The sequence below is a fragment of the Nocardioides sp. 1609 genome, assembly GCF_004522105.1.
Lineage (GTDB): Bacteria > Actinomycetota > Actinomycetes > Propionibacteriales > Nocardioidaceae > Nocardioides.
In genome coordinates this window covers 68,178-86,803 of record NZ_SPUJ01000002.1, presented here as the reverse complement: position 1 = coordinate 86,803, position 18,626 = coordinate 68,178, and the positions used below count along the sequence as shown (strand labels likewise).

Here is an 18,626-nt window from a genome sequence, read left to right as displayed (position 1 = left end):
GCCGGGGGTGGCCGATCGGGTGGACTTCGCGGGTTCCTCGGACAGCGGGAGGCAACGCGGCCACGATGTCGCCCGTGCTGAAAACCCCGTTCCTCTCCCTGTCCCTGCTCGCCGCGGTCGCCGCGGCGACCCTCACCGGGCTCCCGTCCTCGGCCCACGCCGAGAGCGCCGGGGCCGCTGCCCCGAAGCGCGTCCAGGTCACCAACCTCACGACGTCCTACGAGCCGACCACCCTCGGTACCGAGGTCACCGTGGGCTACACGCTCAAGAACGTCACCGCCTTCCCGCGCTCGGCGCAGTTCGTCCGCTTCTACCTGCTCCCGCAGGACGGCGGCAAGCGCGCCCTGTTCGGCCGCGCGGCGGTGCGGCGGCTGCCTGCCGGTGACTCGCTCAGCGCGAAGGCCACCCGCCGTGTCGGCCAGCGCTTCGTCGAGGGCGACTACCGCGTGCGGGTCTGCTACTCGCGCCGTCCCCAGGCCGTCTGCACCTCGACCGCGGTGACCCCGCGCGCGGCCGTCACCATCGCCCCCGCCCGGCTCACCGCGGACGACGGCACGGTCGCCGTCCCGGTGCCCGAGATGTTCCTCCCCGTGAGGCAGTCGGTCCGCGCCATCTCCCGGCTGCGCGCCGAGGCTCCCGAGGAGTCGGCCCGGGTCGTGCTCACCAACACCGGCCAGGCCCGCACCGGTGCGCTCAAGCTGGCGATCGAGGCCGGGGACACGGGCCTGCCGCCCCTGCTCGAGGGCCGTGCCGCCGAGCCGTCGACCAACTTCGAGGTCGCGGCCACGACCTGCAAGGTCTCGCTCGCACCCGGTCGTAGCTGCACCGTCGACGTGACCCGCACCGAGGGCAGCAACCCGTTCGCCTCCGACCGGCTCGTCGTCACCGGTGCCCGCGGCGCCGTGGCCGGTGTCGACCTGGTCCCGCCGGTGCGCTTCACGCCGAGCACCCACGACTTCGGCGACGTCCAGGTCTCGGAGTCGGCGACGAGGACCTACGTCCTGCACAACGACAGCGACGAGGACGTGTCGGTGTACAACGGCCTGCTGAGCGACACCGACAGCTTCTACTTCAGCTTCGAGGACGACGCCTCCTTCACCTGCGACGACTACGACCCCGTGACGCTCGAGCCGCTCCCGGTCCCCGCGGGCGGTTCCTGCACGGTGACCGTGGTCTTCGAGCCGCAGTCGGAGGGTGACCGCACGGCCTTCGTGGCCCTGCTGACGACCGGCGGACCCGCGCTGGCGTCCATGACGGGCACCGGCACCCCCGGCGAGGCCCCGACCGAGGTCCGTCCCGGCGCCCGGTCCTTCGGCGTCACGCGCTGACGATCCCCGTCTCGTAGGCGGTCACCACGAGCTGGGCGCGGTCGCGCGCGCCCAGCTCGAGGAACGCCCGCGACCTGCGCCGGCGTACGGCGTAGCCCGGGCGGACGTCGGGGGTGGCCGATCGGGTGGACTTCGCGGGTTCCTCGGACAGCGGGAGGCAACGCGGCCACGATGTCGCCCGTGCTGAAAACCCCGTTCCTCTCCCTGTCCCTGCTCGCCGCGGTCGCCGCGGCGACCCTCACCGGGCTCCCGTCCTCGGCCCACGCCGAGAGCGCCGGGGCCGCTGCCCCGAAGCGCGTCCAGGTCACCAACCTCACGACGTCCTACGAGCCGACCACCCTCGGCACCGAGGTCACCGTGGGCTACACGCTCAAGAACGTCACCGCCTTCCCGCGCTCGGCGCAGTTCGTCCGCTTCTACCTGCTCCCGCAGGACGGCGGCAAGCGCGCCCTGTTCGGCCGTGCGGCGGTGCGGCGGCTGCCTGCCGGTGACTCGCTCAGCGCGAAGGCCACCCGCCGCGTCGGCCAGCGCTTCGTCGAGGGCGACTACCGCGTGCGGGTCTGCTACTCGCGCCGTCCCCAGGCCGTCTGCACCTCGACCGCGGTGACCCCGCGCGCGGCCGTCACCATCGCCCCCGCCCGGCTCACCGCGGACGACGCCCGGGTCGTCGTCCCGCTCCTCGCGACGTCCGAGCTCCCCGACGAGCGCACTGGCGCCGGGCTGCGCGCCCCGGCTCCCTCGGACTCGGTCCGGGTCGTGCTGACGAACACCGGCCAGGCCCGCACCGGTGCGCTCCGGCTGGCGATCGAGACCGACGAGAGCGACTTCCCGACCGAGGCGCGCAAGCGTGCCGCACCGCCGGCGGGCTTCGAGGTCGTGGCGACCACCTGCAAGGTCTCCCTCGCACCCGGCCGCAGCTGCACCGTCGACGTCCGGCGCACGGAGGGCAGCAACCAGCTCGCCTCCGGCCGTCTCGTCCTCACCGGTGCTCGCGGGGCCTCGACCGTGGTCGACCTGGCCTCCCCGGTCTTCATCGACCCGTCGAGCCACGACTTCGGTGAGGTCGCGGTCTCCGAGTCCGTGCTGCACACCTTCGAGGCCGTCAACGACAGCGACCAGAGCATCCAGATCCTCGGCGGGAACCTCGACTTCACCAACTTCACCTACGACGTCTTCGGCACCAGCCCGTTCACCTGTGCCGAGATGGAGAGCGCGGTCGGGCTCGCGCCCGGTGAGTCCTGCACGGTCACGGTGCGCTACGCGCCGCTCACCGTCGGCGAGCACGCCTCGTCCGGGTACCTCTACTCCTCCGTCGGCGCGATCCCGTTCCAGGTCAGCGGCACCGGCACCCCCGGCGAGGCCCCGACCGAGGTCCGTCCCGGCGCCCGGTCCTTCGGCGTCACGCGCTGACGATCCCCGTCTCGTAGGCGGTCACCACGAGCTGGGCGCGGTCGCGCGCGCCCAGCTTGAGGAACAGCCGCGACACGTGGGTCTTCGCCGTCAACGGCGACAGCACCAGGTGCGCGGCGATCTCGTGGTTCGAGAGGCCCCGCCCGACCAGGGCGAGGACCTCCCGTTCACGGGGGGTGAGGTCGGCGAGCCGAGCGGCGTCCGGGGCCGGTGCGGGCACCGGCTCCGGGGCGCCGGCCGCCACGTAGGCCTCGATCAGGCGCCGCGTGACCTGCGGCGCGAGCAGCGCCTGACCGTCGTGCACCAGCCGGACGGCGTCGATCAGCGCCACCGGCTCGATGTCCTTCAGCAGGAACCCCGAGGCGCCGGCCCGCAGCGCCCCGAAGACGTACTCGTCGAGCTCGAACGTCGTCAGGACGACGACCCGGGTGCCTCGCAGCCGCGCGTCGCCGGTGATCCGGGCGGTGGCCTCGAGGCCGTCGACCCGCGGCATCCGGATGTCCATCAGCACGACGTCCGGCGTCGTCGCGACGGCGCGCGCCACGGCCTGCTCGCCGTCGACGGCCTCGCCGACGACCTCGATGTCGGGCTCGGACTCGAGCAGGGCGCGGAACCCGGCGCGCACCAGCGTCTGGTCGTCGACGAGCAGCACCCGGATGCTGCCGGTGCCGGTCACGGCGCCCCCACCGGCAGCGACGCGCGGACCCGCCAGCCGCCCTCGGCCCGCGGGCCCGCCTCGAGCGTCCCGCCGACCGCGGCCGCCCGCTCGTGCATGCCGCGCAGCCCGTTGCCGGAGCCGGTGCCGTCGAGGGCGGCCGGGGCCGCGCCGCCGTCGTCCTCGACCTCGATGAGGACGACGTCGTCGGCGCGGCTGACGTGGACCCGCGCGGCCGTCGGGCCGGCGTGCCGCATCACGTTGGTCAGCGCCTCCTGCACGATCCGGTAGCCGGTCGCCCCCACGCTCGCCGGGAGCGCGGCGACCTCGGGGTCGATCCGGACGTCGAGGTCGACCCCGGCCGAGCCGAGCCCGTCGCGCAGGTCGTCGATCTCGGCGAGGCCCTGCACCGGACGGACCGGGGTGTCGTGGTCGTCGTCGCGGAGCAGCCCGAGCATCGAGCGCAGGTCGCCGAGCGCCTCGCCGCTGACCCGCTTGATGTCGCGCAGGGCGGCGTGGGCCCGCTCGGGGTCGCGCTCCAGGAGGTGCGCCCCCACGCCGGCCTGCACGTTGATCGCCACCATCGCGTGGGCCACGACGTCGTGGACGTCGCGCGCGATCCGCAGCCGTTCCTCGCCGACGCGGCGCAGCGCCTCCTCCTCGCGGCTCCGCTCCGCGGACTCGGCGCGGTCGACCAGGGCGGCGGTGTAGCAGCGGCGGTCGTGGGCGGCGACGCCGAGGACGAGCGGGAGGGCGACCAGGCCGAGGTTGCGAGCGGTGTCCCAGTCGAAGACCGAGTGCGGGCTGTAGGTGAGCAGGATCGCCAGCACCACCGGCGCGGACGCGGCCCCGGCCGCGAGCGCGGCGCGACGACCGAGGCGGTCGGCGAGGGTGTAGGCGCAGACGACGGCCGGGGCCGGGATCGCCTGATAGATGTCGGAGGTGCTGACCACCCCGACGAGGGTGACCATCGCGACCGCCATGGCGAGCACCGGGCGGTCGCGGCGCAGCAGCACGGGGAGGCTGGCGACCACGATCGCGACGACGGCGGGGACGCTCGGGTCCGACTTCGTGCTGCGCGCGAGCTCGATGATCATCGCGGCCGCGCACGCCGCGGCCCCCACGACGTCCAGGACGCGTGGGGGCAGCGGCGGCAGGCGGGTCACGTCCCGACGGTAGCGGTGGCGGACCGGGTCGGTCGTCGTCCTCAGGGAGTACGTTCCAGGACCCTGACCGGCGCCGCGGGGGCGGGCTCACCCTCGGAGAGGCCGATCCGGTCGTGCAGCCGGCGCAGCGGCATCGGGGCCCACCAGTTCCACTTGCCGAGCAGGCCCATCAGGGCCGGAACCAGGAACGAGCGGACGACGAAGGCGTCGACCAGCACGCCGACCGCGGTCGCGATCCCGATCTGCTGGATGAAGGAGATCGAGCTGGTGCTGAACGCCCCGATCGCGACCGCGAGCAGGATCGCGGCGGCGGTGACGACGCTCCCGGTGCGGCCCAGCCCGGTCGCGACCGCCTCGCGCTCGGTGAGCCCCGACTCGCGGGCCTCCTTGATCCGGCCGAGGAGGAAGACGCCGTAGTCGGTCGACAGGGCGAAGACCACGGCGGCGGCCACCAGGAAGTTGGTGGGCTCGACGCCGCCGTTCGGCGTGTAGCCGAGGAGTCCCGTGAGACGGCCGTCCTGGTAGACGAAGGTGAGCGCGCCGAGGGCGACCCCGGCGGTGAGGGTGTTCATCACGACGGCCTTGAGCGGCAGCACGACCGAGCCGGTCATCAGCCAGAGCACCAGGACGGTGAGCAGCACGAGCAGCCCCGCGGCCAGCGGCAGGGCGTCGCCGATCGCCGCCTGCTGGTCGACGAACTCCGCGGCCGGACCGCCGACCAGGACGTCGGTGCCCCGGTCGTCCGCCAGCTCGCGCACCTCGGCGACGACACGTTGGGCGGCCTCGCCCTCGGGGTCGCCGTCGACGGTGAGGTCGACCTGCCAGGTGCCCGGTCCGACCTCGACGGCCTCGGCCGGGGTGAGGACGCCGGGCAGCAGCGACGCGGCGCCGGCGAACGACGCGGCCTCGGCGGCCCCGTCGGTCCCGCCGGCCCGGACGGCGGCCAGCACGGGCGTGGTGCCGGCGCCGTCGTACTCGGAAGCGAGGGTGTCGGCGACCGTGCGGGCGCTCAGGTCGGTCGGCACGGCGCTGCTGTCGACCGGCGTCCACTCGGCCCGCAGCGCGGGCGCCGCGAGGACGAGCATGACGGCGGCGGTGACCGCTGCGACCGCGCCCGGTCGCGCCATCACGGCGTGCGAGAGGCGGTACCAGCGGCCCTCCGACGACGAGCCCGCGGCGCCCCTCGTGCGGCGCCGGGCCAGCTTCGCGCCCCACAGGCCGAAGACGGCCGGGGAGATCACCAGGGCGGCCGCGGCGGCGACCACGGCGACGACGGCACCGGCGAGGCCCATCGACTTCAGGAAGCCCATCGGGAAGACGGTGAGGGTCGCCAGCGCGACCGCCACCGTGGCGGCGGAGAAGACGACGGTGCGGCCGGCGGTACGCATCGTCGTCAGGACGGCGCCGACGCCGGCGCCCTGCCGCTCCAGCTCCTCGCGGTAGCGGCTGAGCAGGAAGAGCGTGTAGTCGATGGCCAGGCCGAGCCCGAGACCGATGACGAGGTTGAGGGCGAAGACGCTGAGCCCGTACACCTGGTTGATGCCGGCCAGCGCGAGGAAGGTGCCGAGCACGGTGGTCGCCCCGACCACCAGGGGCAGCACGGCGGCCCGGCCGCCGAAGAACAGCAGCGACAGCAGCACCAGGACCGGGAAGGCCAGCATCTCGGCGCGGCCGAGGTCCTCACCGACCCGCTCGCCGATCTGGAGACCGGTCACCGCGGGTCCGCCCAGGGTGACCGCGTCGTCGTCCTCGAACGCCGTCAGGGCGGCCTCGGCGACGGCCTCCTCGTCGGCGGCCGCGTCGAGCACGGCGACGACGAGCGCCGACGAGCCGTCGCGGGCGGCGCCGGCTGGCAGCACCTCGGCGACGCCGTCCAGGCCGGCGAGGGTGCGGGCGGCGGCGTCCACGTCGTCCGCCGTGCCGGCGCCGGCGCCGGTGCCGGTGTCGACGAGCGCGACGATCCCGGCGGACGGCGTCCGCCCGGAGGCCTCCTCAAGCCGCTCGACCGCGAGTGCGGAGTCGGAGTCGGCGGGGGCGAAGCCGCCCTCGGAGTCCAGCGCCCCGGCGACCGGGCCGCCGAACGCGCCGGCGACGAGCACGAAGAGGAAGACGGCCAGGAGGGCGCGTCGTGGGTGGGCGTGCAGGGCCCGCGTCAGGCGCGAGCGGGTGGGACCGGGCGGTGTGCCGGGGTGGGGTGGGGTGGTGGTGGTGTCCATGCCCCGACCCTCGCCGTCGCGGTGGGTCCGGCGCGTCGTGCTGGGGGAGTGACTCCGCCTCTGCCCGGGAGGAGAGGTACTCCTCCCGGTGTACGCCCGCGGGGGCTACCGCGGTGCGTCCAGCATGACCGTGACCCGGCCGATCTCGCCGTCGCCGTCGGTGCTCAGGTGCAGGAACCGTTCGCGGACGACGAAGCGGAGCCACCCCTCCGAGCGCCGCTCGGGCTCCCCGAGCAGGGCGAGGACGTCGTCGGCCCGGGCGGGCGCGGGCAGCCCGGCGACCAGACGGTCGAGCGGGGTCTCGTCGAGGAAGACCGTCGTCAGCACGCCGCGCTCGAAGCGGACCTCGACCCCACGACCCCGCAGCGACCGACCGGCCCTGCGGAGCCCGTCGTCGACCAGCGCGACGTCGAGGAGCGCGGCGAGCGCCCGGACCTCCGGTGACCCGTCGGGCGTGCCGAGGGCGGCGAGGACGACCTCGATGTCGCCGCCGATCTCGGTGTCGGACGACGGGACCGGCGTCGGCTCGGGCTCGGGCTCGCCGAGCTCGCGGCGCACCCAGGCCGAGAAGGCGTCGTCCTCGACGCCCGGCCACTCCTCGGGCACCTCGAGGTCGAAGGTGTCGCGGACCCAGGCGCGGAACGCGCCGACGGCCTCGACCGCGTCCTCGTCGTCCGGTGGCAGGCCGAGGGAGTACTCGGTGACCTCGTCGTAGCCGACGGCGAGGAGCGCGAGCAGGTCGCGTGCGGAGTCCGCGACCTGGTGCGCGGCGCCCTCGGAGCCCAGCACGACCGCGCGGGTGTGCCCGCCGTCGTCCTCCCAGAGCGCGAGCAGCGAGCCGTCACCGGCGGCGTCGGCGATGGGGCGCAGCCGGCGGGCCGCGGCGCTGTCGGGCGTGAACCAGCCCTCGAGCGTCCCGGGCGTGAACACGGGACCGAGGACGCGGGTGCCGGGGTAGGCGGTCAGGTGGGGGCGCTCGTCGGGCCCGCCGCCGTGGCCGCGGGCCTCCATCCACGTCCAGGCCGCCTCGAGCTCGTCGGGGACGGCGACGGGGTGCGGGGGCAGGGCGTCGTGCAGTCGCGACATGCGGTGCAGCGTAGGAGGTACGTCCCGGGTCCGGTACTCCGGTGGACGGGTCCGGCATAGCCTGGGGCCATGTCCCTGCTCCGCCAGCCGATCCTGCTCCTCTCCCGCAGCAGCGGGGTCAAGAAGGTGGTCAGCACGCTCCCGGTGACCTCCGGGATCGTCACGGGCTACGTCCCGGGCGAGACGACCGACGCCGCGGTCGGGGCCACCGCGGCGCTCGTCGACGACGGCCTGGCGGTGACCCTGGACTTCCTGGGCGAGGACACCCTCGACGTCGCCCGGGCCGATGCCACCGTGGCGGCGTACGTCGAGCTGCTGAAGGCGCTCGGCCGGCGCGGGCTGGCCCGCCACGCCGAGGTGTCGGTGAAGCTCTCCGCGATCGGCCAGGCGCTGCCCGACGTCGGCGACCGGGTGGCGCTGGAGAACGCGCGCGTCATCTGCCGGGCCGCGCGCAACGCAGGCACGACGGTCACCCTCGACATGGAGGACCACACCACGACCGACCGGACCCTCGCCGTCCTGCGCGACCTGCGCAAGGACTTCCCCGAGACCGGTGCGGTCCTGCAGGCCTACCTGCACCGCACCGAAGCCGACTGTCGCGCCCTGGCGCACGAGGGGTCGCGGGTGCGGCTGTGCAAGGGCGCCTACAACGAGCCCGACGAGGTCGCCTTCACCGACCGGATCGACGTCGACAAGTCCTACGTGCGGTGCCTCAAGGTCCTGCTCGCGGGCGAGGGCTACCCGATGATCGCCACCCACGACCCCCGGATGATCGCGATCGCCGGGTCGCTCGCGAGCCGCTACGGCCGGTCGCAGGGCAGCTACGAGTTCCAGATGCTCTACGGCATCCGCCCCGACGAGCAGCGCCGGCTCGCGACCTCGGGGGAGCGGGTGCGCGTCTACGTCCCCTACGGCGGGGAGTGGTACGGCTACCTCGTGCGCCGCCTCGCCGAGCGCCCGCAGAACCTGACCTTCTTCCTCCGGTCGTTGATCTCCAAGAAGTGAGCAGGTCCGTCGCGCCCACCCCGCCGGCCCGGGTCCGTCCGGGCACGCGCCCGGGCGTCGCGAGACCCCGGGGCCGGGCGGCGGTGGTCCACTAGGTTCTCCCCATGAGCGAGAGCAACGCGACGGCCATCATCGGCGCCGGCGTCATGGGCGAGACCCTCCTGTCCGGACTGGTCCGCGCCGGGCGGCGCGTCGACCGCCTGATGGTGGGGGAGAAGCGGCAAGAGCGCGCCCGTGAGCTGGAGGAGCGCTACGGCGTGGCCGTCGTCTCGAACCTCGAGGCCGCGGCCCGTGCCGACACCGTCGCCCTCGTCGTCAAGCCGCAGGACATGGCCGACGTGCTCGCCGAGATCGCACCGTCGCTGCGCGCCGGGCAGCTGCTCGTGTCGCTGGCGGCGGGGATCACGACCGCGTTCATCGAGTCGCGGGTGCCCGACGGCGTCGCCGTCGTCCGGGTCATGCCCAACACGCCCGCGCTGGTCGACGAGGGCATGTCGGCCATCTCGCCCGGCTCGCACTGCTCCGAGGCGCAGCTCGCCGAGGCGGAGGCGCTGCTCGACTCGGTCGGCCGGGTGCTGCGGATCCCCGAGCGCCAGCAGGACGCCGTCACGGCGATCTCCGGGTCCGGACCGGCCTACATCTTCTTCGTCGTCGAGTCGATGATCGAGGCCGGCGTCCACCTCGGGCTGCCGCGCGCGACCGCGAGCGAGCTCGTGATCCAGACCCTGGTCGGCTCGGCGAAGATGCTCCGCGAGACCGGCACGCACCCCACCGTCCTCCGCGAGCAGGTCACCTCGCCCGGCGGCACCACCGCCTCGGCGCTGCGGGAGCTGGAGATCCACAAGGTGCGCGCGGCGTTCCTCGCCGCCATGGAGGCGGCCCGCAACCGGTCGCGCGAGCTGGCCGAGGGGTCGTCGTGAGGGCCGGCGATGTTTGACGACCTCGTGGCCGGGCTCGCGGCAGTCTTCCAGGGGATCGGCGGGGGGCCGGTGCGAGCGAAGGCCGACTTCTCGTTGAGCGTCACCCACCCGCTCGGCCACCCCGAGTCGCGCTGGGTGCTGGCCTACACGCGTCGCGGGCACGCCCGGGCGGTGCAGCTGCGGTGGCTCGACCCGCCGGAGGGCTACCAGCCCGAACGCCGCCTCGGTGACCTCGACCGGCACGACCGCCGGCGACTGGACCGGGTCGGGACCGACGCGGTGCTGCCCCGGCTCGAGGCGCGGGTCACCTGGCGCGACGAGCACGGGCTCGAGCGGAGCTCGGTGGTGACGACGCGCCAGTTCCCGTGAGGACCGGCGCCGGGGCGGCGCCGGCTCAGGTGACCCTGTCGACCGCGGCGGCGACGGCCGTCCCGGTGGCCGTGGCGACCTGGCGGGCCGCGGCGACCCGCCGCGCCCGTCGCTTGTCGAGCTGGAGGGCGGCGAGGTTGAGCGCGCCCCACGACAGGGTGGTCGCGAGGACCTTGGCCCGCACCGCGTCGTCGTCGGCACGGGCGGCCAGCACGACGCCGTCGCCGACGTCGCACAGGATGCGGATCCACATCGCGGTGCGGACCGTGCGGTCCGAGCGGCCGAGGACGCCGAACGTGCTGATCGCGAGGTCACGGACGCCGAACACCTCGGCCAGCAGGTCGTAGCCGGCCTGCTCGTCCTTGTCGGCGTCCAGTGCCGCACCGAGGTGCTCGGGACGGACGCAGCAGAACCCGGCGTAGGAGGCGGTGGCGGTGCTCATCAGACGACTCAGCGCGTAGCTCATGCCCACGACGCTACGGGGGCGGCCGCGGTCGCGGACCCTCACCAGGGGTGGCCGGGGTGCCAGACTCGGCGGATGGAGGCCTTCCGCACGCCCGAGGACCGCTTCGCCGACCTCGACTGGCCCGAGCCGGCGTACGCCGAGGTCGGCGACGGGCTGCGGATGGCCTACGTCGACACGGGCAGCCCGGGCGAACTCGCGGCACCGGTGGCGCTGCTGCTGCACGGGGAGCCGACGTGGGGCTACCTGTACCGGCACGTCGTCGCGGAGCTCGACGCCGCCGGCGTGCGGTGCGTCGTGCCCGACCTGATCGGCTTCGGGCGCTCCGACAAGCCGCTGGCGATCGGTGACCACTCCTACGCGCGGCACGTCGAGTGGGTCCGCAGCCTGGTGCTCGACCACCTGGCGCTCACCGACGTCACCCTGGTCGGCCAGGACTGGGGCGGGTTGATCGGGCTCCGGCTCGTCGCCGAGCACCCCGACCACTTCGCCCGCGTCGTCGCCGCGAACACGGGGCTGCCGACCGGTGACGTCGACATGCCCGAGGTCTGGTGGCGGTTCCGGCACGCGGTGGAGTCGGCGCCCGCGCTCGACGTGGGCCGGCTGGTCGCGTCGGGCTGCCGGCACGGGCTCGCGGACGCCGACCGGGCGGCGTACGACGCGCCGTTCCCCGACGAGGCGAGCAAGGCCGGCCCGCGGGCGATGCCCCTCCTGGTGCCGACCCGGCCCGACGACCCGGCCACCCGGGCCAACCGCGCCGCGTGGCGGACCCTCGGTGAGTGGGACCGGCCGTTCCTCGTCGCCTTCTCCGACTCCGACCCGATCACCGCGGCGATGGCGCCGGTACTCCGCGAGCACGTGCCCGGTGCCGCCCTCCTCGACCACCCGACGATCCTCGACGCCGGTCACTTCCTCCAGGAGGACGCCGGCAACGAGCTCGGTCGGGTGGTCGCGGCGTTCATGGCGTGAGCCCCGCCCGGCGTCAGCCGGTGCGCAGGTCGGCGACCAGGGCGACGACGTCGTCGACGACGCCCCGGACGACGGGCAGGCGGGAGAGCCGCAGCAGCCGGTCCACGATCGGCACCGACCGGGCGACCAGCGACCGGGTCCGCGCCTGCTCGGGGGACCGGTCGTGCACCCAGAACAGCACGTAGCCCATCTGCAGCAGCCACAGCAGGTCGGGCAGCTCGGACCGCACGGCCGGGGCGAGCTTGAGGTCGGACCCCTCCACGACGCGCCGGTAGAGCTCCGTGCTGGCCGCACGGGCAGCGGTGGACTCGGGGCTGAACGGCGACAACGGGCTGTCGGGGTCGGCGGCGTTCTTGAAGAACTGGGCCGCGAACCCGTGGTGCGGTGCCGCGACGTCGAGCCAGGCGTCGAGGACCCCGCGCAGGCGGACGTCGAACGCCCTGTCGCGGCGGAGGACGACGCCCGCCGCCTCGGCGTGCTCGACCTGGATGCTGTCGTAGAACGCCTGGATCAGGTGTTCCTTGGAACCGAAGTAGTAGTAGGCGTTGCCCACCGCGACCCCGGCCTCGGCGGCGATCGCGCGCATGGTGGTGCGGTCGTAGCCCTCGCGACGGAACAGCCGCAGCGCGGCGTCCGCGATGGTGGCGCGGGTCTGCTCAGCCTTGCTGGTGAGCGACGCGCGGGGAGCAGGATCCGGCACAGTCGTCAGGGTAGTCACCCCCCGCGCCGCTGCTCGGTGCCATCAGGTGGCGCAGCCCGGCCGCGGTGCCGGCGGCACCGCGCGCGAGCGGGAGCCAGGCCGGGCGGGCCAGCCGCTCGGCGAGCCCTCGGTGCGCCCGGGTCGCCCAGAGGCACATCACCCAGGCCCGCTCGTGGGTCCAGACGGACCCGTCGTCGCCGACCACCGTGATCTCGGCGAGCGTGCGGGCGTGGTCGAGCGTCGGGAAGAGGGTCCGCGCCTCGGCCGACCCGGCCGGCACGAGCCGCACCGGGACGAGCAGGCGCTGCCCTGCCAGCCACGCCCGGAACCGCGAGCAGAGCGGGCACGCGGCGTCGTACAGGACGGTGAGCTGCACGGGTCACGGAGCCGGGAAGGCGGCCATCGGCGGGACGTAGCTCTGGGGTGCGACCGGCGCGGCGCGGAAGGCCTCCATCCGCTGGCGGCGGCGCATCGAGCTGAACACCCAGACGTTGAGGAAGTGCAGGACGCCGAGCACCAGGGTCACCACGCCGATCTTGACGCTGAGCTGCTCGACCAGGCCGCGCAGGTCGGCGACCTCGCCGCCGTTGCGGAGGTAGAGGCTCACGAAGCCGAGGTTCAGGAGGTAGAAGCCGACGACGAGGAGCCGGTTCACGGCCTCGGCGACGTCCTCGTGCTCGCCGAAGACGTCCTCGAGGAAGACCCCGCCGTGACGCGACAACGTGGTCGCCACCCACACGGTGAGCGGGATGGCGATGAGCAGGTAGGCGAGGTAGGTCGCGACGGTCCAGTCCATGTGGAGCTCCTTCGGGTTGTTTTGAACGCGTTCAGAACCTAGCACGAATTGAACGCGTTCAAACAGTGCTCGGACGTCCGGGATCCCGCTCGACCGGGATCCCGACCCCGGGCGTCGGGGATCCGGTCGACTCAAAGCCCGATGGCGGCCGTCGCCGCCGCCAGCACCGGCTCCGTGACGGCGCGCGCTCGTGCGGTGCCTCGGTCGAAGACGTCCGTGACGTGGGTCCGGTCCGCGGTGAGCTCGGCGCAGCGTCGGCGGACGGGAGCCAGCTCGGCCACGACCGCGTCCGTCACGGCCGCCTTGAGCGCCCCGTACGTCGTGATCGCGTCGGCCGACCCTCCGCACGCGACGAGGACGTCGAGCAGGTTCGTGATGCCCGGCTTCGCGTCGCGGTCGGAGCGGACGGCGTCCGGCCCGACGTCGCCGTCGGTCACGGCCCGGGCGATCTTGCGCCGGATGGTGTCGGCGTCGTCGAGGATCCCGATGCTGCCGGCGGTGCTCGACTTGCTCATCTTCGAGGTGGGGTCGGCGAGGTCCATGACGCGGGCACCGACCCGCGGGGTGGTCACCTCCGGCACCGTGAAGACCGGCCCGTAGGTCGCGTTGAACCGCACGGCGAGGTCGCGGGTCAGCTCGACGTGCTAACGCTGGTCGTCGCCGACCGGCACCTGCTCCGGCCGGTAGAGCAGGATGTCGGCGGCCATCAGGACGGGGTAGGTGAGCAGCGACGTCCGGGTCGACGCGACGCCGCGACCCTTCGTCCTGAACTGGATCATCCGGCCCAGCTCGCCGGTCGTCGCGACGCACTCGAGGAGGTAGGCGAGCTGCGCGTGGGTTGGTACCCGGCTCTGCACGAACAGCGTGCTCGCGTCGAGCCCGACGGCGAGCATGACGGCAGCCTGCTCGGCGACCGTGGCCCGCAGGGTGGCGGGGTCGTGGGTGACGGTGAGGGCGTGCAGGTCCGAGATGCCGTAGAAGCAGTCGGCCTGCGCCTGCTGCTCGGCCATCGGGCGCAGCGCGCCCAGGTAGTTGCCGAGGGTCGGGCGACCGCTGGGGGTGAGCAGGGAGAGGCGTCGGGATCGGTCCATGGTGGGCTCCTGGTGGGGTGGGCCCACGGGCGGTGCCCCGTGCCAGGACCGGTCCGGGGACAGGTCGGGACGTGCAGAACGGCCGCCCGTGGGCGGCCGTTTCTGGGTGGTGCGTCAGAACGTGGTCCGCCGGTCAGGCGGGCCACCACTGCGACAGGTGGGTCGGGTGGTTCGTCAGCACCGGCTCATCGTGTCACGGGAGCCGTGCGGTGACCACCTCGTCGAGCACGTCGAGCGGCAGCGAGCCCGAGTCGAGCACGGCGGAGTGGAAGGCCTTGACGTCGAACGACGCCCCCTGGCGCGCCTCGGCCTCGCGTCGGATCCGCTCGACCTCGACCCGGCCGACCATGTAGGAGCAGGCCTGGCCCGGGGTGACGATGTAGCGGTCGATCTCGGGTCGGACCATCGCGTCGGCCAGCGGGGAGTTGTCGACCATGTAGGCCACGGCCTGCTCGCGGGTCCACCCGAGCGCGTGGATGCCCGTGTCGACGACGAGGCGGCAGGCTCGCATGGAGTCGGCGGCGTACATCCCCATCCGGTCGACGGCCGTGGAGTAGAGCCCCATCTCGTCGGAGAGACGCTCGGTGTAGAGCCCCCACCCCTCGGCGTAGGCGGAGTTGTGGATGTGCTTGCGGAACTCCGGGACCCCCTCGAGCTCGGCGGCGATCGCCAGCTGCAGGTGGTGCCCGGGGATGCCCTCGTGGAAGGCCATCGCCTCCAGCTCGAAGGTGCCCCACGAGGCCGGGTCGTCGACGTTGATGAAGAACGTGCCGCCGCGGCTGCCGTCACCGGCGGGCGGGAAGTAGAACGCCTTGGCACCGCTCGTGGTGCCCTCCACCGCGCACGGCGCCTGGGGGAGGACCTCGAACCAGTCGGGCATGGCGTCCCAGGCCCGCGCCATCGCGACCCGCGCGGCCTCGACGAGCTGCTCACCGCGCTCGAAGTGCAGCGCGGGGTCGGTGCGCATCGCCTCGAAGATCTGGGCGAGGTCGTCGGTGCCGACCACCTCGGGCCCGAGGGCGCGGTACTCGTCGGCGAGCTTGGCGACCTGGGCGAGACCGAGGTCGTGGATTTCCTGCGCGCTCTTGGTGGTGGTGGTGAAGTACCGCAGCAGGGCGGCGTACGTCGCCTCCCCGTCGGGCAGGTGCACCAGTCCGCACTGCTCGTCGGGGCGGGCGTGCGGCAGGACCTCGTCGCGCAGGACGTCGCGGTAGCCGGCCATGGCCGGCCGCAGCTCGTCGGCGACCACCCCGGCGACGCGCCCGCGCCAGGCGTCCGCGTCGACCCCGGCCGGAGGAGCCGGCACCTGGGTGAGCACGGCGTCCTCGGCGAGCGGCGCGGCCAGCATCGTGTCGAGCTGCGCGACGGTGTCGGCGACGGCGAAGCGCGCCGGCGTCCGTGCGGCCGCGACGCCCTCGCGGAGCCGGTCGGCGAGCTCGCCGTAGCTGCGGGCCACGCCGCGCAGCTTGTCGACGAACGCCTCGGCGACGCCGGCGTCGGGCAGGGCGAGCATCCCGGTGACGATCGGGACGCCGACCTGGACGCCGAAGATCGGGTCGGCGGCGAGCTCCGCGAGGCGCGTCTCGAGCCGGTCCGCGGTCGTCGTGGCCGTCGAGATCAGCACCGCGCGCGTGATCTGCTCCTGGGCGTCGAGCTCACCCGGGGCGATCGCCTCCGCGTCGTCGACGAACGTGCGCAGCGCCTCGATCCGCCGGTCCTCGGCCGCCCGGGTCTCGTCCTCGTAGAAGGCGGCGTAGCGGTAGTCACCGAGCAGGTGGGCCTCGGTCGGGTTGGTCTCGAGGTGGAAGTCCCAGAAGGCCCGGGCGAGCTGCTGGAGGTCGGCGTTCGTCATGCGCCGACCCTACGACGGCCCCAGGACACCGTCGCGGCGTCGGTCACGGGGGATAGTCGCTGGGCGGCACGAAGATCACCAGCCACCAGATCCACCCGACCTGACCGACCACGCCGACCACCACCCAGAACGTCGTGCGCAGGCCGAGCAGCCGCGGCCGTTCGCGGTGCCCCCCGACGAGGAGCACGGCCAGCGGGAAGAGGGGGAGGAGGTAGCGGAAGATGCTGGTGTGGCCGTCCACGACGGCGAGCAGGTAGAGCGCGTACGCCGCCGACCAGACCCGCAGCCGCAGGTCGACGCCGCCGGCCAACCGTGGCACCAGCATCAGCAGCGACAGCACGACCGGGACCACGATCCCGAGGGCGGGCAGCACGAAGACGGACTGGCGGTACTCCAGCGCCCACGAGATCGTCTGCTGCCACGGCTCGAGGACGTTGATCGACGCCTCGCCCCGCCACGCGGTCATGGTGCTCGGGTAGGCGTCGCGACGCCCGGTCCCGAGCGCGGCGATCGTCGTCCAGAGGATCCCGGACAGGCCGGTGGCCACGAAGGTGCCGAGGATCGCGACCCGCTCAGGGGTCTCGACCGGCCGCTCCGACCGCACGCGCCAGCGCATCCAGATCGCGGCCACGACCACGACGACGAGCGGCAGGGCGATCGGCCGGGTCAGCCCGAGGAGCAGCGCGGCCGCCGCGGCGCCCCACCACCGCTCGCGCACGAGCAGCAGCAGGAACGCCATCAGCAGCAGCATCGAGAACGACTCGGTGTAGGCCATCTGCAGCACGGGCGCGACCGGGCAGGCCGCCCACACGGCGACGGCGGCGAGGGCCACGTGCTCCGACCGCGCCGGCAGGGTCTCGACGAGCAGCCGCGCCATCAGGACGGCGGCGCCGAGCCCCGCGAGCAGCGCGAGCAGCGGTGCGACGGTGGCGAAGTCGCCGCCGGTCAGCGCGGAGACGACCCGGATGGCGTAGGGGAAGACGGGGTAGAACGCCCACGGGTTCTGCTGGACCCGGCCGTCCTCGCCGACCGGCAGGGTGTCGGGGTAGCCGCCGTCGACGATGCGTTGGTACCACTGCGCGTCCCACGAGAGCGCCAGGTCGATCTCGCCCTCGCGCGGGCCCGTGACGCCGGGGAACCACTCCTGCTGCTCCGCAGCCTGCGCCATCAGCAACCACGTGACGAGCCGCAGCCCCAGGTAGACCGCGACGACCTTGGCCCACAGCGGCACGTCGTCGAGCCCGCGCACCCAGCCGACCGGTCGGCCGCCCTGCAGTCGGTCGGCGACGGGTGCAGGCATGGTGACTAGTGTCGCAGGGGTGGATTCCTGTTCGGGTCCGGCCGTCGTGGTCTTCGACCCCACGCTCACCGCCTACGACTTCGGCCCGAGCCACCCGATGTCGCCGTTGCGGGTCGACCTCGCGATCAGGCTGGCCGAGGAGCTGGGCGTGCTCGGGCCGCGGCTGACGGCCGTGCCGGCGCCGTACGCGACCGACGCGCAGATCGCCTCGGTGCACGACCGTGGCCTGATCGAGGGGGTCCAGCGGATGGGGCGCGACCCGCACGGCCCGGACGCGGAGGACGTCGGCCTCGGCTCCGAGGACAACCCCGTCTTCGCCGGCATGCACGAGGCGGCCTCGCACGTGGTCGGCGCCACCGTCGAGGCCTGTCGCCAGGTGTGGTCGGGGGAGTCGCTGCACGCCGCCAACATCGCCGGCGGGCTGCACCACGCGATGGCCGACCGGGCGAGCGGCTTCTGCATCTACAACGACATCGCGGTCGGCATCCGGTGGCTGCTCGACCAGGGCGCGGAGCGGGTCGCCTACGTCGACGTCGACGTCCACCACGGCGACGGCGTCGAGCGGATCTTCTGGGACGACCCGCGCGTGCTGACGATCTCGCTGCACGAGTCGGGACAGTTCCTCTTCCCCGGCACCGGCGCCTCCGAGGCGCTGGGCGGGCCGGACGCGCTCGGCTCCGCTGTCAACGTCCCGCTGCCGCCCGGCACCACCGACTCGGGCTGGCTGCGGGCCTTCCACGCGGTCGTCCCGCCGGTGCTGCGGGAGTTCGCCCCCGACGTCCTGGTGACCCAGCACGGCTGCGACTCGCACCGCTCCGACCCGCTCGCCGACCTCGAGCTCAGCGTCGACGGGCAGCGGGAGGCCTACCTCGCCCTCCACGACCTCGCGCACGAGACCGCGGGCGGGCGCTGGGTCGCCACCGGGGGCGGCGGCTACGCGATCGTCGACGTCGTCCCGCGGGCCTGGACCCACCTGCTCGCGATCGTCGCCGGCGCCCCGCTCGACCCGGCCACGGCGACGCCGGAGGCCTGGCGCCAGCACGTCGAGACCCAGCTCGGCGTCACCGCTCCCGAGGCGATGACGGACGGCCTCAAGCCCACCTGGCGTGCCTGGGAGGACGGCTACGACCCCGACTCGTGGCTCGACCGGACCATCCAGGCGACGCGCACCGCCGCCTTTCCGTACCACGGGCTCGACCCCGTGCTCTGACAGACACGCCCGGGACTCACAAGTAAATCTCCGCAACGTCTTCCCCACGCGTCACAGGAGCCCTACAGTCTGCTCACGTCGTGCTCGTGC

At 74.1% G+C, this 18,626-nt stretch carries 17 protein-coding genes and 1 pseudogene; 7 read left to right on the top strand and 11 right to left on the bottom strand.

Annotation, left to right across the window (positions count from 1 at the left end):
• The first annotated feature begins 74 nt into the window (after positions 1–74).
• The gene (locus tag E4623_RS05445) at positions 75–1,328 is read left to right on the top strand and encodes a choice-of-anchor D domain-containing protein (RefSeq protein ID WP_134765530.1); all 1,254 of its coding nucleotides are present in this window, start codon (positions 75–77) and stop codon (positions 1,326–1,328) included.
• Positions 1,329–1,508: 180 nt separating this feature from the next.
• A complete protein-coding gene (locus E4623_RS05435) occupies positions 1,509–2,738 on the top strand; it encodes a hypothetical protein (RefSeq protein ID WP_134765529.1) in 1,230 nt (409 codons plus the stop codon).
• Here the strand turns inward: E4623_RS05435 and E4623_RS05430 are convergent.
• The 4 genes from E4623_RS05430 to E4623_RS05415 all read right to left on the bottom strand — a co-directional run bounded on the left by E4623_RS05430 (position 2,728) and on the right by E4623_RS05415 (position 7,861).
• Positions 2,728–3,414 (bottom strand): response regulator transcription factor, encoded by a 687-nt coding sequence (locus E4623_RS05430; protein WP_245154917.1) that lies wholly within the window; start codon positions 3,412–3,414, stop codon positions 2,728–2,730. The two genes, E4623_RS05435 and E4623_RS05430, sit on opposite strands and share 11 nt — an antisense overlap.
• Positions 3,411–4,559 carry a sensor histidine kinase gene (locus E4623_RS05425; RefSeq protein ID WP_134765528.1) on the bottom strand — a complete coding sequence of 383 codons (1,149 nt, stop codon included), beginning with the start codon at positions 4,557–4,559 and terminating at the stop codon, positions 3,411–3,413. Before E4623_RS05425 ends, E4623_RS05430 begins: the two co-directional genes overlap by 4 nt.
• A 41-nt stretch (positions 4,560–4,600) precedes the next feature.
• On the bottom strand, positions 4,601–6,775 hold the full coding sequence (locus E4623_RS05420) for an MMPL family transporter (protein ID WP_134765527.1): 2,175 nt from the start codon (positions 6,773–6,775) through the stop codon (positions 4,601–4,603).
• Positions 6,776–6,880: 105 nt separating this feature from the next.
• Positions 6,881–7,861 carry a hypothetical protein gene (locus tag E4623_RS05415; protein WP_134765526.1) on the bottom strand — a complete coding sequence of 327 codons (981 nt, stop codon included), beginning with the start codon at positions 7,859–7,861 and terminating at the stop codon, positions 6,881–6,883.
• 75 nt (positions 7,862–7,936) lie between these two features.
• On the opposite strand from E4623_RS05415, the gene E4623_RS05410 reads away from it, so the two are divergent.
• The 3 genes from E4623_RS05410 to E4623_RS05400 all read left to right on the top strand — a co-directional run bounded on the left by E4623_RS05410 (position 7,937) and on the right by E4623_RS05400 (position 10,155).
• Positions 7,937–8,866: a proline dehydrogenase family protein gene (locus E4623_RS05410; RefSeq protein WP_134765686.1), complete on the top strand. Its 930-nt coding sequence runs from the start codon at positions 7,937–7,939 to the stop codon at positions 8,864–8,866.
• A 104-nt stretch (positions 8,867–8,970) separates the two neighbouring features.
• Entirely contained in the window at positions 8,971–9,786 is an 816-nt protein-coding gene (gene proC / locus E4623_RS05405; protein ID WP_134765525.1) for a pyrroline-5-carboxylate reductase, read from the top strand.
• Positions 9,787–9,795: 9 nt separating this feature from the next.
• The gene (locus tag E4623_RS05400; RefSeq protein WP_134765524.1) at positions 9,796–10,155 is read left to right on the top strand and encodes a hypothetical protein; all 360 of its coding nucleotides are present in this window, start codon (positions 9,796–9,798) and stop codon (positions 10,153–10,155) included.
• A gap of 25 nt (positions 10,156–10,180) precedes the next feature.
• On the opposite strand, the gene E4623_RS05395 is transcribed toward E4623_RS05400, so the two are convergent.
• Positions 10,181–10,621 carry a hypothetical protein gene (locus tag E4623_RS05395; RefSeq protein WP_134765523.1) on the bottom strand — a complete coding sequence of 147 codons (441 nt, stop codon included), beginning with the start codon at positions 10,619–10,621 and terminating at the stop codon, positions 10,181–10,183.
• A 72-nt stretch (positions 10,622–10,693) separates the two neighbouring features.
• Between E4623_RS05395 and E4623_RS05390 the strand changes: the two genes are divergently transcribed.
• Positions 10,694–11,587 (top strand): haloalkane dehalogenase, encoded by an 894-nt coding sequence (locus E4623_RS05390; protein WP_134765522.1) that lies wholly within the window; start codon positions 10,694–10,696, stop codon positions 11,585–11,587.
• 13 nt (positions 11,588–11,600) lie between these two features.
• Here the strand turns inward: E4623_RS05390 and E4623_RS05385 are convergent, their stop codons facing one another.
• The 6 genes and pseudogenes from E4623_RS05385 to E4623_RS05360 form a co-directional block, all read right to left on the bottom strand.
• Positions 11,601–12,287 (bottom strand): TetR family transcriptional regulator, encoded by a 687-nt coding sequence (locus E4623_RS05385; RefSeq protein ID WP_134765521.1) that lies wholly within the window; start codon positions 12,285–12,287, stop codon positions 11,601–11,603.
• Positions 12,244–12,663 carry a DCC1-like thiol-disulfide oxidoreductase family protein gene (locus E4623_RS05380; RefSeq protein ID WP_134765520.1) on the bottom strand — a complete coding sequence of 140 codons (420 nt, stop codon included), beginning with the start codon at positions 12,661–12,663 and terminating at the stop codon, positions 12,244–12,246. Before E4623_RS05380 ends, E4623_RS05385 begins: the two co-directional genes overlap by 44 nt.
• 3 nt (positions 12,664–12,666) lie before the next feature.
• Positions 12,667–13,083: a hypothetical protein gene (locus E4623_RS05375; protein WP_134765519.1), complete on the bottom strand. Its 417-nt coding sequence runs from the start codon at positions 13,081–13,083 to the stop codon at positions 12,667–12,669.
• A 131-nt stretch (positions 13,084–13,214) separates the two neighbouring features.
• Positions 13,215–14,174 (bottom strand): annotated as a pseudogene (gene trpS, locus E4623_RS05370) (tryptophan--tRNA ligase).
• Positions 14,175–14,367: 193 nt separating this feature from the next.
• Positions 14,368–16,026: a DUF885 domain-containing protein gene (locus E4623_RS05365; protein WP_134765518.1), complete on the bottom strand. Its 1,659-nt coding sequence runs from the start codon at positions 16,024–16,026 to the stop codon at positions 14,368–14,370.
• A gap of 43 nt (positions 16,027–16,069) precedes the next feature.
• Positions 16,070–17,326, bottom strand: coding sequence for a hypothetical protein (locus E4623_RS05360; RefSeq protein WP_134765517.1), 1,257 nt, complete (start codon positions 17,324–17,326; stop codon positions 16,070–16,072).
• Positions 17,327–17,345: 19 nt separating this feature from the next.
• On the opposite strand from E4623_RS05360, the gene E4623_RS05355 reads away from it, so the two are divergent.
• A complete protein-coding gene (locus E4623_RS05355; RefSeq protein ID WP_245154915.1) occupies positions 17,346–18,536 on the top strand; it encodes an acetoin utilization protein AcuC in 1,191 nt (396 codons plus the stop codon).
• Positions 18,537–18,626 lie beyond the last annotated feature (90 nt).

Excerpts from the sequence above, each read along its gene's own strand:
- E4623_RS05420 (WP_134765527.1), bottom strand. The coding sequence starts at position 6,775 with ATGGACACCACCACCACCCCACCCCACCCCGGCACACCGCCCGGTCCC.
- E4623_RS05415 (WP_134765526.1), bottom strand. The coding sequence starts at position 7,861 with ATGTCGCGACTGCACGACGCCCTGCCCCCGCACCCCGTCGCCGTCCCC.
- proC (WP_134765525.1), top strand. The coding sequence starts at position 8,971 with ATGAGCGAGAGCAACGCGACGGCCATCATCGGCGCCGGCGTCATGGGC.
- E4623_RS05400 (WP_134765524.1), top strand. The coding sequence starts at position 9,796 with ATGTTTGACGACCTCGTGGCCGGGCTCGCGGCAGTCTTCCAGGGGATC.
- E4623_RS05395 (WP_134765523.1), bottom strand. The coding sequence starts at position 10,621 with ATGAGCTACGCGCTGAGTCGTCTGATGAGCACCGCCACCGCCTCCTAC.
- E4623_RS05390 (WP_134765522.1), top strand. The coding sequence starts at position 10,694 with ATGGAGGCCTTCCGCACGCCCGAGGACCGCTTCGCCGACCTCGACTGG.
- E4623_RS05375 (WP_134765519.1), bottom strand. The coding sequence starts at position 13,083 with ATGGACTGGACCGTCGCGACCTACCTCGCCTACCTGCTCATCGCCATC.
- E4623_RS05365 (WP_134765518.1), bottom strand. The coding sequence starts at position 16,026 with ATGACGAACGCCGACCTCCAGCAGCTCGCCCGGGCCTTCTGGGACTTC.
- E4623_RS05360 (WP_134765517.1), bottom strand. The coding sequence starts at position 17,326 with ATGCCTGCACCCGTCGCCGACCGACTGCAGGGCGGCCGACCGGTCGGC.